This is a genomic window from Dechloromonas hortensis (assembly GCF_009469765.1).
Classification (GTDB): Bacteria; Pseudomonadota; Gammaproteobacteria; order Burkholderiales; family Rhodocyclaceae; genus Azonexus; species Azonexus hortensis.
In genome coordinates this window covers 1-14,714 of record NZ_SSSQ01000025.1, presented here as the reverse complement: position 1 = coordinate 14,714, position 14,714 = coordinate 1, and the positions used below count along the sequence as shown (strand labels likewise).

Genomic DNA, 14,714 nt, shown 5'->3' with positions numbered 1-14,714 from the left:
ATCGCCGTGCCGTGCTGGTCGTCATGGAAGACGGGGATTTTCATCCGCTCGCGCAGCTTCTTCTCGATGTAGAAGCATTCCGGGGCCTTGATGTCTTCGAGGTTGATGCCACCGAAGGTCGGTTCGAGCGAGGCGATGGTGTCGATCAGCTTGTCCGGGTCGCGCTCTTCGATTTCCAGATCGAAGACGTCGATGTTGGCGAATTTCTTGAAGAGGACGCCCTTGCCTTCCATCACCGGCTTGGCGGCGAGCGGGCCGATGGCGCCAAGGCCAAGGACGGCGGTGCCGTTGGTGATGACGCCGACCAAATTGGCGCGCGAGGTCAGCGTGCTGACTTCACCCGGATCGGCGACGATTTCTTCGCAGGCGAAGGCGACGCCCGGCGAATAGGCCATCGACAGATCATACTGATTGGTGAGCTGCTTGATCGGGGTCACCGCGATTTTGCCCGGCTTGGGCTGGCGGTGGTAATAGAGCGCTGCTTCGCGTAGTTGCCGTGGATCCATGTCTGCCTCCGTTTTATATCGTGAAACGTGATTTCGAATCGCGGAAGATAATATCACGCATCTTCGGCGCTTTCACCCTTCGGAAATTACGTAGCCGTGCAAAGTCAAGTAGATGTTTACCCTAATCTGTTGCATAATTATGGGCTTCCCAGCCGACGGCTCCTCGCCGCTCTAAGTCTTGGTGGCAGCTCCCGGCGACTGGCGTGAAACCTAGCTATTTCAGTAACTTAGAGAGAGACATCGCCATGACCGCACCGCTGAATGCACCTGACTACGTCAAACACGAAGGCCTGAAGCAATGGGTCGCCGAGATCGCCGCGCTGACCCAGCCGGACCGTATCCATTGGGCCGACGGGTCGCAGGAGGAGTATGACCGCTTGTGCGCCGAAATGGTAGAAGCCGGCACCCTGATCAAGCTGAACGAAGCCAAGCGCCCGAACTCCTATCTCGCCTTCTCCGATCCATCCGACGTCGCCCGCGTCGAAGACCGCACCTACATCTGCTCGGCCAACAAGGAAGATGCCGGCCCGACCAACAACTGGGAAGAGCCCGCCGTCATGCGCGAAACCCTGAACGGTCTGTTCAAGGGCTGCATGAAGGGCCGGACGATGTACGTCATTCCGTTTTCGATGGGCCCGCTTGGCTCGCCGATCGCCCACATCGGTTTCGAAATCACCGACTCCGCCTACGTCGTCACCAACATGCGCACGATGACCCGGATGGGTAAGAAGGTCTTCGACGTACTCGGCACCGATGGCGAATTCGTCCCCTGCATCCACACCGTTGGCGCCCCGCTCGAACCGGGCCAGCAGGACAGCAAGTGGCCGTGCAACCCGACCGTCAAGTACATCGTGCATTACCCGGAAACCCGCGAGATCTGGTCCTACGGTTCCGGCTACGGCGGCAACGCCCTGCTTGGCAAGAAGTGCTTCGCACTCCGCATCGCCTCCAACATGGCGCGCGATCAGGGCTGGCTGGCCGAACACATGCTGATCCTCGGCGTCGAATCGCCGGAAGGTGAAAAGTCCTATGTCGCTGCCGCCTTCCCGTCGGCCTGTGGCAAGACCAACTTCGCCATGCTGATTCCGCCGAAGACGCTCGACGGCTGGAAGATCACCACCATCGGTGACGATATCGCCTGGATCAAGCCACGCGTCGATGCCGACGGTGTCACCCGTTTCTACGCCATCAACCCGGAAGCCGGTTTCTTCGGCGTCGCTCCGGGCACCTCGGAAAAGACCAACTTCAACGCCTTGGCCACGCTGAAGGAAAACATCATCTTCACCAACGTCGCACTGACCGACGACGGCGACGTGTGGTGGGAAGGCCTGACCAAGGAAGCTCCGGCGCACCTGATCGACTGGCAGGGCAAGGACTGGACGCCGGAAGATGGCAAGGCCGGCCGCAAAGCAGCGCACGCCAACTCCCGCTTCACCGCCCCGGCCAGCCAGTGCCCGTCGGTTGACAGCGCCTGGGAAGATCCGGCCGGCGTACCGATTTCTGCCTTCATCTTCGGCGGCCGTCGTGCCACTACCGTGCCGCTGGTCTATCAAGCCTTCAACTGGAACTACGGCGTCTACATGGCTGCCACGCTCGGCTCTGAAACCACGGCTGCTGCCTTCGGCCAGCAGGGTGTCGTCCGCCGCGACCCGTTCGCCATGCTGCCGTTCTGCGGTTACCACATGGGCGACTACTTCAACCACTGGTTGAAGATGGGCAAGACCGTTGATGCAACCCCGAAGATCTTCTGTGTAAACTGGTTCCGCATGAACGAAAAGGGCGAATTCATGTGGCCGGGCTTCGGCGACAACATGCGCGTCCTGAAGTGGATCGTCCAGCGCTGCAAGGGCACCGTCGGCGCCAAGGAAACCACGCTGGGCTGGATGCCGAAGTTCGAGGACATCGACTGGACCGGCCTCGAAATCAATCGCGAAGACTTCGAAGCCCTCAGCCAGATCGATCCTGACGCCTGGAAGTCCGAACTGGCCGGTCACAAGGAGTGGTTCGACAAAATGGGCGAAAAGATGCCGCGCGAACTCGTGCTCAAGCGCGAACTGTTCGAAATGGGCATCTTCAAGGACGCTGCCTGATCCTCGCTTAAGCAATAATCAAACGGCCACCGAGGTTAGTACAACTCGGTGGCCGTTTTACTTTGAGGAATACCATGACCTACCGTCCCGCCGCCCGCCTGGCCGACATTTCCCCCTTCCACGTCGTCGAACTGCTGACCCGCGCCCGCCAGCTCGAAGCCGAGGGCCGCGACATCATCCACATGGAAGTCGGCGAGCCGGACTTCCCGACCCCGGCGCCGATCGCCAATGCTGCGGTGGACGCCATAAAAAGCGGCAAAATGCTGTACACCCAGTCGCTCGGCCTGCCTGAATTACGCGAGGCGATCGCTGCCTTTTATCAAACACGTTATGGCGTGACCCTGCCGGCCAACCGCATTGCCGTAACCAACGGCGCTTCCGGCGCCCTCAACCTGGCCTTCGCCTGCCTGGCCGATCCGGGCAGCGAATGGCTGCTGACCGATCCCGGCTACCCCTGCAACCGCCACATTTTGCGGGCTTTTGAAGGTCGACCGCGACATATCCCGGTTGGGCCGGAGAGCAACTTCCAGCCGACACCGGCGCAACTGCGCCAGTACTGGACGCCGCAAACCAGCGGCCTGTTGCTGGCCTCCCCGGCCAATCCGACCGGCACGCTGCTGACCCTGCCGGAAATCTCCGCACTGGCCGAGGTCTGCCGACAGAACGATGGCCATTTCATTGTCGACGAGATCTACCACGGACTGACGTACGAAACCGACGCCCCAACCGCTTGCGCTGCCGGTGACGACATCTGGGTGATCCAAAGTTTTTCCAAGTATTTCCAGATGACCGGCTGGCGCCTGGGCTGGATGGTGATTCCCGAAGCCTACGTCCGCGATATCGAGAAACTGGCCCAGAACCTGACGCTCTGCCCGTCGACGCCGGCCCAATACGGCGCCCTGGCCGCCTTTGAGCCCGACACCTTGAGCATACTGGAAGCCCGCCGTGCCGAGTTCCGCCGGCGGCGCGACTATCTGGCCCCGGCTCTGGAGGCAATCGGTTTCCGTGTCACCGCTCGTCCAGAAGGGGCCTTCTATCTCTATTGCGATTGCTCGGCCCTGGCCGCCGACAGTTTCGTCCTGGCCCGCGACCTGCTCGAAAAAGCCGGCGTCGCCGCGACCCCCGGCCTCGATTTCGGCAGCCATGAACCGGAAAAGCATATCCGTTTTGCCTATACGACCAGCGTCGACCGGCTGGCCGAAGCCGTCCGGCGACTAAGCGCTTACTTCGGCGGCTAGACCCAGCCCCGGGTAACGGCGGCGCACCGCCGCCCAATCGAAATGCGACCCCGGGTCGGTCTTACGGCCGGGGGCAATGTGGCTGTGACCGACGATGTCGGCAATCGGATAACGGCGGCGCAAGGCATCGACCAGGGACCAGAGCGCCGCATATTGCGCAGCCTCAAACGGCTGCGTATCGGAACCTTCCAGTTCGATACCGACCGAATAATCGTTGCAATTTTCGCGTTCACGCCAGGTCGACCGCCCGGCATGCCATGCCCGCTGATCGCAGCCGACAAACTGAGTAACCGTACCGTCGCGGCGCACGTAGAAATGCGCCGAGACCTGCAGCCCGGCAATCTCGGCAAAATAGGGATGAGCGGCCGGGTCGAGACGATTAGTGAAAAACTGCTCGACAAAATCGCCGCCAAACTCGTCCGGCGGCAGGCTGATGTTGTGCACGACGAGCAGCGAAACCTGACTCTCGAGTGGCCGCTCGCCGAAATTGGGGGAAGGCAGATGGCGCGTGCCGCGCAGCCAGCCACCAGCCAACCACTCGCTCATTCGATGCCCAGGCGCTCGAGGCGGTAGCGCATCGAGCGGAAAGTCACCCCGAGCAGGCGGGCTGCCGCGGTGCGATTCCCTTCGGTCTTTTGCAACGCCTCAAGGATCGCCTGGCGCTCCAGGCGGTTGAGATAATCGTCCAGTGTCTCGCTGCCGCGGCCGATGCTTTCACCGCCCATTTCATCGGGCTCCAGCCGCAGGTCCTCAGCCTCGATATGCGCATCGGCGCACAGCGCCGTTGCCCGCTCCAGGATATTTTCCAGCTCGCGGACATTGCCGGGAAAGGGATAGAACTCCAGCGCCTTCAAGGCCCCCGGCGAGAGCTGCGGCGGCGACTCACCGAACAAACGGTGCAAGATGGCCTCGACGAGCGGCGGAATATCTTCCAGTCGCTCGCGCAGCGGTGGCATGCGCAACTCGATGACGTTCAGCCGGTAATAAAGATCCTGGCGGAAAGCCCCCTTGTCCACGCAATCGCGCAGGTTGCGATGGGTGGCGCAGATGATCCGCACATCGACCGCCTCTTCGGCAACGCTACCCACCTTGCGCACCCGCTTTTCCTGAATGGCCCGCAACAGCTTGACTTGCATGGCCAGTGGCAGATCCGCCACCTCGTCGAGAAACAGTGTGCCGCCATTGGCTGCCTGGAAGAAGCCTTCGCGATCGCCTTCGGCACCGGTAAAGGCGCCTTTGCGATAGCCGAAAAACTCGCTTTCCATCAGGTTTTCCGGAATCGCCCCGCAATTGACCGGCACGAACGGACCGCCACTGCGGGCGCTGCGCAGGTGGATCAGGCGCGCCGCCAGTTCCTTGCCACTGCCGGACTCACCGGAAATGTAGATCGGCGCCTGGCTGCGCGCCAGCTTCTCGATCGTCGCCCGCACCTGCTGCATGCTCGGCGAGTCGCCAATCAGCGATTGCAGCGGATTCTCTTCGGCCGCCCCTTCCGGCAAGCGCAGCGCCGACTTGACCAGGGCGCGCAACTGCTCCAGGCCGACCGGCTTGGCCAGATAATCGAAGGCTCCGGCCTTGAGCGCGGCAACCGCATTCTCGGCACTACCGAAGGCGGTAATGACGGCAACCGGGGTTTGCGCATGGCGCTCGGCGATGTAGCGAACAATCTCCAGGCCGTCTCCATCGGGTAGACGCATGTCGGTCAGACAAAGCTGAAAATGCTCGCCGTCGATTGCCTGGCGGGCCGCCGCCACCGACCCGACACATTCGGCCGCCAGCCCCATGCGGGACAAAGTGAGATCGATCAGCTCCCGAATGTCCGGCTCGTCATCGATCACCAACACTCGGGTCAAATCCCCGCGCGGGCGGCGGTCAGCTTTGCTTAGCGACATGTATCGTTTCTCCCGATAACAATGAAATGGCCGCACGCAGCGGCGTGTGCCAGTTCAAGGCTCGCCCCGTTGGCCGCACACAACTCGCGAGCAATGAACAGGCCCAAGCCGGTTCCTGCCGTATGCGTCGTGAAGAAGGGCTCAAAAATCTGCTCGAGCATGGCCTCAGGCACCCCGGGACCATCATCGATCACATGCAATTCTACCCGCCCCTCGGCTGCCCCGGTCCGCACCGCCAGCCTTACGGCCCCCGGGCCCCGCGTCGAATGGCGCAAGGCATTGCCGAGCAGATTCCACAACACCTGATGCAGGTGCGAACGGTCGAAGCACAGCGTGTCACCGGCCTGGGCCTCAAGGACGACCACATCTGCCGGCATCCCCTCGGTTACCAGAAAACGCTCGACAAAGCCGGCGCAAAAATCATCCAGTGCCAAAGGCTCCGGCTCAGCCCGATTCTGTCGCCCGAGTTCGAGAATATCGCTGACAATCCGGTCCAGGCGGGCCACATTGTCATTCAAGATACGCAGCAGACGCTCCTGCATCTCACCCCGCCGCTCTTCGCGCAGCAACTCACCGGCATGGCCGATGGCCGACAGCGGATTGCGGATCTCGTGGGCAATGCTTGCGGTCAACCGGCCCAATGAGGCCAATTTCAATTGCTGGGCACGCTCCTTGATCCGTCCGACATCTTCCAGAAAGATCAGGATTTCCCCTTCCGAACTACTCGTCCGCTCGAAGCGGGCCCGCAGCTCCTGGCCGGCGACACCGGCAAACAGCGTGTCGTCGCTGCCTTCCGCAAAAAACCAGGCGGCCAGCGCCACATCCAGGCTCGGCGCAGTCACCGCGAGCGGGCTCCCATCGAGCTCCGGCAAGGCGAGCATGGCCTGCGCCACCGGATTATGGCGCAGGACCAGCCCGTCGCGACTGACCACCAGCACCCCGTCCAGCATGCGCTCGATGACGCGCTGGCTGATCCGACTTTCGTTATCGAGGGCAACCCCCCGCCGCTTGGCGAGATCCTCGTTGGCCATCAGGCGCTGGCCGAGCAGGCGGGCGAGAATGGCCGTCGCAAAAAAACCGGCAGACAGGATACCCGCCTGAAAAATGCTGGCCAGCTCGAAGCCACTGGCTAGGACGCCGTAGATCTGGCTCAGCAATACCGCCAGCGTCGCCAGCGCCGCGTAGAACAGCACCAGGCGGCCGCGCCCAACCAGGCTGGCCGCGGCCAGCGAAACCAGCAGCAAAACGCCAATCCCGCTGGCAATTCCCCCGGCGGCGTACATAAACAGCGTGATGGCCACGGCATCAACCATGACCTGCAGTGACAACTGGAAATTGAAGCGGCGCAGCCAGTGAATCGACAGCACCAGCCCGGCCAGGATGGCGCACAGGTAAGTCGTGGCCAGGGCTAACATGGCTGCGGTCGGCGACAGCTCCAAGCGGCCGACCCAGCCATGCGGCAACAGGATGGCCAGAAAAAACAGGCCAGCGAGAATCAGGCGGTAAAGATTGAAATACTGAAAGGAGCGCCAGTTGGCCTCCCAGGTCGAGGCAAGCCAGTCCGCCATCAACGCGACCCTGGGCGAGCGGCCGAACGATGCGCGGCGCAGCAATAGTCCTCGCCCTCATCCCGCACGCCATCCCCTTCGGGAAAATGGACGCCGCAATGGGCACAGACCAGCATGTTCTCCACCTTCGGATCCGGGCGCGGCGCCGGGCGCTCCGACTGCCGCTGGCGTTTCTTCCACACCCACCAGACCACCGCCAGTACGGCAAAAAGCAGCAGGTATTTCATCGAAACCTCACCAGTATTTTTCGAGCATCGGCCAGCAGGCGAAAAAAAACCCTGACTAGTCAGGGTTTTCATTATGACATTTTTGGTCGGAGTGACAGGATTCGAACATGCGACCCCTGCGTCCCGAACGCAGTGCTCTACCAGGCTGAGCTACACTCCGACGTCTAACAACATAATCGTTCGGTTTAAACCGGCGCGGATGATACACCAGCACATAGCCGGCTGTCACCGACGATAGTAAAAAAATACAGAACACCCGGAAAACCAAAAACCCCTGTAACTCGCTGAGTTACAGGGGTTCTAATTGGTCGGAGTGACAGGATTCGAACATGCGACCCCTGCGTCCCGAACGCAGTGCTCTACCAGGCTGAGCTACACTCCGACGTCTAACAACATAATCGTTCGGTTTAAACCGGCGCGGATGATACACCAGCACATAGCCGGCTGTCACCGACGATAGTAAAAAAATACAGAACACCCGGAAAACCAAAAACCCCTGTAACTCGCTGAGTTACAGGGGTTCTAATTGGTCGGAGTGACAGGATTCGAACATGCGACCCCTGCGTCCCGAACGCAGTGCTCTACCAGGCTGAGCTACACTCCGATGCTGCTGAAAATCAACCTAATGGTTTCTCTCAACTGCAAAGAGCGTCAATTGTAGCAGAGCAATTTTGAATTGTGAATCCCCCAGCCCCTCAATTGCCTTCCTGGCCAGGGCGGCTTCACGCACAGCCCGCTCACGGGCGTGCTCCAAGGCGCCACTGCCGCGGATCGCTTCGAGCACGGCGGGGAAATCATCCCGTCCGCCTTCCTCGATCGCTTTGCGGACACAGGCCGCCTGTTCCGGGGTGCCATGCTGCATGACGTAAATCAACGGCAGGGTCGGCTTGCCTTCGGCCAGGTCATCACCAAGGTGTTTGCCGGTATCGGCCTCCTGGCCGGAATAATCGAGAACGTCGTCGACCAGTTGAAACGCCGTGCCGAGGTGCATGCCGTAAGCGGCCAGCGCTTGCTCGATCTCCGGACCGGCTTGCCCGAGGATAGCCCCCAACTGTGCCGCCGCCTCGAATAGCTTGGCCGTTTTGTAATGGATGACCTGCATGTAACGCGCTTCATCGACGTCGGCATCATGGCAGTTCATCAACTGCAGGACCTCGCCTTCGGCAATGATATTGGTCGCATCGGACAGGACACGCATCACGCGCATGTCGTCGACCGCCACCATCATCTGAAAAGCGCGCGAGTAGAGGAAATCGCCAACTAGGACACTGGCGGCGTTACCAAACATCGCATTGGCCGTGTCACGACCCCGACGCAAGGCCGATTCATCCACCACATCATCGTGCAGCAAGGTGGCGGTATGAATGAATTCGATGACCGCCGCCATTTCATGGTGCCGGACACCTTGATAGCCCATTGCCCCAGCAGCGAGCAAGACCAGCGCCGGGCGCATGCGTTTGCCACCGCTGTTGATGATGTATTCGGCCACCTGACGAACCAGGACGACGTCGGAGTGAAGGCGGTCGCGGATGACCGCATCAACGGCCTTCATGTCAGGCCCGATCAGGGCGTAAAGCTGTTCCAGTGTCACGGTAGGGAATTCTTTGAATAAGCGCGGAATCTTAGGTGGCGAAGAGGGGCCAGTCAAGGCCGACAAATCAAGGATAGGCTCTGATTTGACGGGACTTTGGGCTAAACTCGCCAGATCAAAAATACACAGGGGGAGACAGGCATGGACATTCGCTCGATCATAGCGCCGGTCATTCAGGACCGTGAGGCGCTGGAAGAGTTTGCCGATGCCCTCAGCGACCGTGCGCCGCAGATTGAAAACGACGTTGCCCGCCTGAAAAAAAGCCCGGCCGATCGCGAAATTACTGCTGATCTCTTTCGTGCCATCCATAACATCAAGGGCGATGCCTCGCTCTGTAAATTCGAACTGGGCGCCGCCGTCGCCCACCCGATCGAATCGATGATGTCCCGCTTCCGGGAAGGCGAAATTCCATTCTCCGATCTGCTGGCCGAACTGATCCTGCTGACCATCGACCGCCTTGAGCTGGCCACCGACGCGCTACTCGCCCATAAGTCAGTAGAAAACCTGCATCTTGTCGAACTCGTTGAAGGACTGGAAAAACTGGCCCAGATCCCGGCCGGCGATGTCGACCACCATTGTGCCGATCTGATTGAGCTGGTTACTGGATTCGCACCAGTTATTGGCGACATTTCCAGTCGCCCGCCCCGTGTCGCCACGCCGAAAAGCGAGCAAAAGAACGCCAGCACCGACCTGCATTTTTTCCGGTCGCTCGCCCTTCAACTGGAAAGCCGCTCACCGCTCTTCAAAGGACGGACGATGCGCATCCTCCGCCTGGCCCTGGAAACCAACAAGGCAGCCCATCTTGTGGTCGATCCGGTGCAACTGGAAGCCGCGGTCTACCTGCACGATATCGGCATGATGCTGCTCCCGGAGGCCGTCTGGCTCAAGGTCGGCAAGATGACCGACGAGGACAAGCTGGCCCTGCGCAACCACCCGGGTTTTGCGGCCGGCATTCTGCAGCGGATGCCCGGGTGGGAAGCGGCCGCAGAAATGGTCGCCCAGCATCACGAGATGCCCAATGGTGGCGGTTATCCGAAAGAGCTACAAAGCGCCGAGATTTGCTCGGGAGCCAAAATCCTCTCCATCGTCGATGCCTTCGAGGCCGTGATGCTCAAGCATATCCACCGCGGCAAGAACCGCTCGGTATTGCGGGCCATCGCCGAAATCAATGCCTGCGACACGCAATTCGCCCCGGAATGGATTGCTCCCTTCAATAGCGTCATCCGAAAAACCATAGAAAGCTGATGTCAGTCGATCACGAACGCCGTTTTGGCGGTGTCGCCCGCCTTTATGGCGTAGAAGGCGCCGAACGCTTGCGCAATGCCCATGTCTGTGTCGTCGGTATCGGCGGCGTCGGCTCATGGAGTGTCGAAGCCCTGTCCCGGACCGGGGTCGGTCGGATTACTGCGGTCGACCTTGATATGGTGGCCGAATCCAACACCAATCGCCAGATTCAGGCGCTGGGCGAGGTTTACGGCATGGCCAAAGTCGATGCGATCGCCGAGCGCGTACGTGCCATCAATCCGGATTGCCAAGTCAGTCGCATCGAAGATTTCGTCACCCCCGACAACGTTGAGCAGATTCTCGGCCAGGGCTTTTCGGTGGTCATCGATGCCATCGATCAAGTGCGCGCCAAGGCCGCGATGATCGCCTTCTGCCGGCGCCAGAAACTGCCTATCGTGATCGCTGGCGCTGCCGGCGGCCAACTCGATCCGACCCAGGTCCGCATCAGCGATCTCAGTCAGACGGTGCAGGATCCGCTGCTGGCCAAAGTGCGCTCCGTGCTGCGCCGGGAGTATGGATTTCCGAAAGACGGCAAGAAAAAATTTGGCGTATCCGCCGTTTACTCGACCGAACCCCTGCGCTACCCCAGTAGTCCAGCCACTTGCGACACCAATCAAGGGCCAACCGGCCTGAACTGCGCCGGCTTTGGCTCCTCGGTCTGCGTCACCGCTGTATTTGGCATGGCGGCGGCGGCCCAGGCGATCAACAGGATCGCCCTGGCACAATGAACAAGCCGCGCAAACTGCGCTCGCGCAAGGCAGGCCTGCCACCAGGATCGCTGGTGCACATCGGTGAAGTCAAAGTCAGCGCGCCGAGTTACTCGATCATCGACTATGACGAGCACGGCCTCATCGAGGAAAAGTTCGCTGAGGCCAGCAGTTTCGGGCAACTGCCTAGGAAATTTTCGACCCGCTGGGCCAATGTCTATGGCGCGAATAGCCCAGCCGACCTTGCGGCTATCGGTAGCATTTTCTCGCTCCATCCACTGGTTCAGGAAGACATTCTGAACAATGCCCAGCGCCAGAAAATAGACACCTACGATGACTATCTCTATCTTGTCCTGCATCGCTACGAACTAACTCCGGGGCCGCTTGAACTGAGCCAGGATCAGATCAGCCTGGTAATTGGCCGAAACTACATCCTGAGCTTCCAGGAGCGACAGTCCAAGACCTTCGAGCCGGTTCGTCAGCGCCTGCGCGCCGAGCACGCCAGTCTGCGCAAGGGTGGTGTCGACACTTTGGCATACTCCCTGATCGATTCAGTCGTCGATAGTTATTTTGGCGTGATCGAACAACTCAACGAATACGCCGAAGAACTGGAAACAAACATTCTGGGCAAGCCGACACCAGTCACACTGGAGCGAATCCACCAGTTCAAGCGCTGCGTTTCCCAACTCCGGCGCAATCTCCACCCGTTACGCGAAGTACTCGGCAGCCTGCACCGCGATGCAGGCGATTTTTTTCGCCCGGGTGTTCAGATCTACTTGCGTGACGTCTATGACCACACAGTCCACATTCTTGAGTCGCTGGAAGACTTGCGCGATCTGGCAACCGGCTTGCTCGACGTCTATCTATCGACCATCAGCCACCGGGTTAACCTGGAAGTTCGTACTCTAACGGTGGTCGCCACGATATTCATGCCAGCAACCTTGATTGCCGGCATCTTCGGCATGAATTTCCATGAAATGCCTTGGCTAGACCTAACCAACGGCTTCAACTACGCACTCAGCCTGATGGGCATGATTGGCGTGATCATGCTGATCCTCTTCTGGCGTCGACGCTTCGTCTAAACCTAAGCATCCAGCCATACGCCCAAACCTTGGGCATTAAGTTCAAGATCCGTTTCCCAGACTTCGAGCAGCACATCGTCTGACAAGCGACAGCCATGGGCACGAATTTGCTGGAAAAGATAATCCCTGATCGTAGCTTTGATCTTTTGGTGACGTTCCGCCCCGGCATTCTTTTCAGCCAGCGCCAGCTCAACCAGAACGTCCAGATGTCGTAGCAAATCAGCCGCCTTTTGCTGCGGTGCATCGATCTGAGCGTAGTGCGTGAGATACATCGCTTCCGGATCGAACGACAAGAGTCGCTGGATAGACATTCGCATTTCTGCCGGATCGAACTGGGTCGGCGTCGTGGTCGGGAAGATGAACTGGCGACCGTCGACATCCAACTCGCGATAGGAAAGACCAAACATGTCGCCGGTAAATATTCCCTTTGTTTTTCTGTCGACAATACAGATGTGATGGCGCGCATGGCCCGGCGTATCCAGGCACAGCAGTTCGCGGCCAACCAGCGAAACAACTAGCCCATCGTGCGCTTCGATAATCCGCTCGGCCGGGATCGGCACAATCTCGCCATAGACGCGCTGCACATATTCGGCGCCATAAACGGCAGTTACACCGGCAACGAGCCTGGAGGGTTCTGCCATATGACGCGCCCCACGCGGATGAACCACCAGTTTTGCATTTGGGAAGACAGCCATCATGCGGCCAGCCCCCCCGGCATGGTCCAGGTGAATATGCGTCAAAAAAACATAGTCCACCGCAGCAGCGTCCAGGCCCAGACGCTCAAGGGCCGACAACGCATTGGGCAAGGAGTCATTGCTTCCGGTATCGACAATGGCAACCCGCCCCGCCTCAACAATCATGTGAATTGCCGCCAGGACTGGCCGCACATAGCCGGCATCGAATGCCACAATCCCATTTTGATAATCTCGCCAGTCAAACATCGCCTTGCCTCTAGATATTGATGGCCAGATTATACTTTGCGCTTCTCCATACGCCCGGCCGCCATGACCCACTTCCTCGCCGATGACGGCACCAAGATTCATGTCAAGATTTCCGGAGAAGGATCTCCGCTCGTCATGCTCCACGGCTGGACATCCAGCCATCAAGAATGGTTTCCGTTTCTCCCGGCACTCCAGCAAAAGCATCGGGTATATCGCTGGGATGCACGTGCGCATGGCGGGCATCCGATCGCGGATCAAGCTCCGGCCACCGCACAGCGCATGGCACGAGACCTCGAAAACCTGCTCGAACATTTCAATTTGGAAAATGTCTGTGCAGTTGGCCATTCGATGGGCGCCTTGACCCTTTGGCAATACATCCGCGACTTTGGCACCAGACGCCTATCCCGCCTCTGCATCATTGACCAGTCGCCAAAACTGCTGACCGACGAGAATTGGGAGCATGGCATCTATGGCAAATTCGATCAGGGGCAGGCGAAGGAGCTGATGAATTTGCTGCGAGAAGACTTTGCGGAAGGGGTTCTCAAGCTCACTGCATTTGGCCTGAATCGTCGGGCGCGTGACAAGTACCTGGCCAATGCCAGCGGCTGGGAACGCTCAAGACTCGCCCTTCGCGCGCAGAATCCGGAACCGTTGATTGCCTGCTGGAACAGCCTGACAGCAGCCGATTATCGTGACGTATTAAGCCAAATCGATCTTCCAGCCATGCTGGTGTACGGCGGCGAAAGCAATTTCTATCGCGTAGAAACTGCACACTATGTGGCAAGTCAAATACCGAACGCCGTACTGCATATCTATGAAGGAACGGATCATTCCCCGCATCAATGGCAACGTGAGCGTTTCGCCAAAGAGCTTATGGACTTTATTGATCAGCTGACTTGAGCAGTCGCGAAAACACAGCACGTGCCTTTACTACTTTGGGCGCAACAACAAAAGCACAATACCCTTGCTCTGGATTCGATCGGAAATATCCCTGGTGATAGCTTTCGGCCGGATAGAAGGTATCCGCCATCTCCAAAGTTGTCACGACAGGCGTGTCAAACACCGCCGTGGCATTCAATTTCTGTATGAAATCTTGGGCAATTTCCAACTGCTCGGCAGAGCAGGCAAAAATTGAAGAGCGATACTGGGTGCCGCGGTCTGCGCCTTGCCGATTCAAGGTTGTCGGATCATGAATGGCGAAAAATACATCGAGTAACTGGGCATAGGAAATCTTGGCCGGATCAAATTCGACCCGAACCACCTCGGCATGCCCCGTCGAGCCGGAACACACCTGCTCATAGGTCGGATCACGTAGGGTGCCACCAATGTATCCGGAAACCACATGCTCAACCCCAGCCAACTGCTCGAAAACAGCCTCCAGGCACCAAAAGCAACCACCACCAAGAATCGCTACGGCCATTTAAAACCTTAGGAATAGTAGCCAATGGATTGAGCGTATATTGTTTTTATAAAAGCCGAAAGCCCCTACTGCGGATGCAGAAGGGGCTTTCGGGAATGGGAGCCTGGCGGTGACCTACTTTCGCGAGCGGAAGCTCACTATCATCGGCGCTCATCTGTTTCACGGTCC

13 protein-coding genes, 3 tRNA genes and 1 pseudogene are annotated in these 14,714 nt (G+C 59.1%); 6 read left to right on the top strand and 11 right to left on the bottom strand.

Features of this window, described 5'->3' with window-relative positions:
• Nucleotides 1-506: pseudogene (locus GH663_RS20715) on the bottom strand (NADP-dependent malic enzyme); the annotation flags it as partial.
• A 245-nt stretch (nt 507-751) separates the two neighbouring features.
• Between GH663_RS20715 and GH663_RS20710 the strand changes: the two are divergent.
• Both GH663_RS20710 and GH663_RS20705 read left to right on the top strand, forming a co-directional pair.
• Complete coding sequence (locus GH663_RS20710) at nt 752-2,596, top strand: phosphoenolpyruvate carboxykinase (GTP) (protein WP_153133485.1); 1,845 nt, start codon at nt 752-754, stop codon at nt 2,594-2,596.
• Between the two features lie 74 nt (nt 2,597-2,670).
• A complete protein-coding gene (locus GH663_RS20705; RefSeq protein ID WP_153133484.1) occupies nt 2,671-3,834 on the top strand; it encodes a pyridoxal phosphate-dependent aminotransferase in 1,164 nt (387 codons plus the stop codon).
• Here the strand turns inward: GH663_RS20705 and ampD are convergent.
• The 8 genes from ampD to ispB form a co-directional block, all read right to left on the bottom strand.
• Nucleotides 3,811-4,380 carry a 1,6-anhydro-N-acetylmuramyl-L-alanine amidase AmpD gene (ampD, locus tag GH663_RS20700; protein ID WP_153133483.1) on the bottom strand — a complete coding sequence of 190 codons (570 nt, stop codon included), beginning with the start codon at nt 4,378-4,380 and terminating at the stop codon, nt 3,811-3,813. The two genes, GH663_RS20705 and ampD, sit on opposite strands and share 24 nt — an antisense overlap.
• Nucleotides 4,377-5,726 carry a sigma-54-dependent transcriptional regulator gene (locus tag GH663_RS20695; protein ID WP_153133482.1) on the bottom strand — a complete coding sequence of 450 codons (1,350 nt, stop codon included), beginning with the start codon at nt 5,724-5,726 and terminating at the stop codon, nt 4,377-4,379. Before GH663_RS20695 ends, ampD begins: the two co-directional genes overlap by 4 nt.
• Entirely contained in the window at nt 5,717-7,294 is a 1,578-nt protein-coding gene (locus GH663_RS20690; protein ID WP_153133481.1) for a sensor histidine kinase, read from the bottom strand. Before GH663_RS20690 ends, GH663_RS20695 begins: the two co-directional genes overlap by 10 nt.
• Complete coding sequence (locus GH663_RS20685) at nt 7,294-7,521, bottom strand: PP0621 family protein (RefSeq protein WP_153133480.1); 228 nt, start codon at nt 7,519-7,521, stop codon at nt 7,294-7,296. Before GH663_RS20685 ends, GH663_RS20690 begins: the two co-directional genes overlap by 1 nt.
• 83 nt (nt 7,522-7,604) lie before the next feature.
• A tRNA-Pro gene (locus GH663_RS20680) sits at nt 7,605-7,681 on the bottom strand.
• Nucleotides 7,682-7,826: 145 nt separating this feature from the next.
• Nucleotides 7,827-7,903, bottom strand: a tRNA-Pro gene (locus GH663_RS20675).
• A 145-nt stretch (nt 7,904-8,048) separates the two neighbouring features.
• A tRNA-Pro gene (locus GH663_RS20670) sits at nt 8,049-8,125 on the bottom strand.
• 18 nt (nt 8,126-8,143) lie between these two features.
• On the bottom strand, nt 8,144-9,112 hold the full coding sequence (ispB, locus tag GH663_RS20665) for an octaprenyl diphosphate synthase (RefSeq protein WP_153133479.1): 969 nt from the start codon (nt 9,110-9,112) through the stop codon (nt 8,144-8,146).
• 141 nt (nt 9,113-9,253) lie between these two features.
• On the opposite strand from ispB, the gene GH663_RS20660 reads away from it, so the two are divergent.
• The 3 genes from GH663_RS20660 to corA are packed head-to-tail and all read left to right on the top strand — an operon-like array spanning nt 9,254 to nt 12,185.
• A complete protein-coding gene (locus GH663_RS20660) occupies nt 9,254-10,357 on the top strand; it encodes an HD domain-containing phosphohydrolase (protein ID WP_153133478.1) in 1,104 nt (367 codons plus the stop codon).
• Nucleotides 10,357-11,124 (top strand): tRNA cyclic N6-threonylcarbamoyladenosine(37) synthase TcdA, encoded by a 768-nt coding sequence (gene tcdA / locus GH663_RS20655; RefSeq protein ID WP_153133477.1) that lies wholly within the window; start codon nt 10,357-10,359, stop codon nt 11,122-11,124. The genes GH663_RS20660 and tcdA overlap by 1 nt, the downstream gene beginning before the upstream one ends.
• Nucleotides 11,121-12,185, top strand: coding sequence for a magnesium/cobalt transporter CorA (corA, locus tag GH663_RS20650; protein ID WP_153133476.1), 1,065 nt, complete (start codon nt 11,121-11,123; stop codon nt 12,183-12,185). The genes tcdA and corA overlap by 4 nt, the downstream gene beginning before the upstream one ends.
• A gap of 2 nt (nt 12,186-12,187) precedes the next feature.
• Here the strand turns inward: corA and GH663_RS20645 are convergent, their stop codons facing one another.
• The gene (locus GH663_RS20645) at nt 12,188-13,126 is read right to left on the bottom strand and encodes an MBL fold metallo-hydrolase (RefSeq protein WP_153133486.1); all 939 of its coding nucleotides are present in this window, start codon (nt 13,124-13,126) and stop codon (nt 12,188-12,190) included.
• A gap of 63 nt (nt 13,127-13,189) precedes the next feature.
• On the opposite strand from GH663_RS20645, the gene GH663_RS20640 reads away from it, so the two are divergent.
• Nucleotides 13,190-14,026 (top strand): alpha/beta fold hydrolase, encoded by an 837-nt coding sequence (locus tag GH663_RS20640; protein WP_153133475.1) that lies wholly within the window; start codon nt 13,190-13,192, stop codon nt 14,024-14,026.
• On the opposite strand, the gene msrA is transcribed toward GH663_RS20640, so the two are convergent.
• A complete protein-coding gene (gene msrA / locus GH663_RS20635; protein ID WP_153133474.1) occupies nt 14,007-14,546 on the bottom strand; it encodes a peptide-methionine (S)-S-oxide reductase MsrA in 540 nt (179 codons plus the stop codon). The two genes, GH663_RS20640 and msrA, sit on opposite strands and share 20 nt — an antisense overlap.
• Nucleotides 14,547-14,714: the final 168 nt, after the last annotated feature.

Coding starts and splice junctions, on each gene's coding strand:
- GH663_RS20710 (WP_153133485.1), top strand. CDS start 752: ATGACCGCACCGCTGAATGCACCTGACTACGTCAAACACGAAGGCCTG.
- GH663_RS20705 (WP_153133484.1), top strand. CDS start 2,671: ATGACCTACCGTCCCGCCGCCCGCCTGGCCGACATTTCCCCCTTCCAC.
- ampD (WP_153133483.1), bottom strand. CDS start 4,380: ATGAGCGAGTGGTTGGCTGGTGGCTGGCTGCGCGGCACGCGCCATCTG.
- GH663_RS20695 (WP_153133482.1), bottom strand. CDS start 5,726: ATGTCGCTAAGCAAAGCTGACCGCCGCCCGCGCGGGGATTTGACCCGA.
- GH663_RS20690 (WP_153133481.1), bottom strand. CDS start 7,294: ATGGCGGACTGGCTTGCCTCGACCTGGGAGGCCAACTGGCGCTCCTTT.
- GH663_RS20685 (WP_153133480.1), bottom strand. CDS start 7,521: ATGAAATACCTGCTGCTTTTTGCCGTACTGGCGGTGGTCTGGTGGGTG.
- GH663_RS20660 (WP_153133478.1), top strand. CDS start 9,254: ATGGACATTCGCTCGATCATAGCGCCGGTCATTCAGGACCGTGAGGCG.
- tcdA (WP_153133477.1), top strand. CDS start 10,357: ATGTCAGTCGATCACGAACGCCGTTTTGGCGGTGTCGCCCGCCTTTAT.
- corA (WP_153133476.1), top strand. CDS start 11,121: ATGAACAAGCCGCGCAAACTGCGCTCGCGCAAGGCAGGCCTGCCACCA.
- GH663_RS20645 (WP_153133486.1), bottom strand. CDS start 13,126: ATGTTTGACTGGCGAGATTATCAAAATGGGATTGTGGCATTCGATGCC.
- GH663_RS20640 (WP_153133475.1), top strand. CDS start 13,190: ATGACCCACTTCCTCGCCGATGACGGCACCAAGATTCATGTCAAGATT.
- msrA (WP_153133474.1), bottom strand. CDS start 14,546: ATGGCCGTAGCGATTCTTGGTGGTGGTTGCTTTTGGTGCCTGGAGGCT.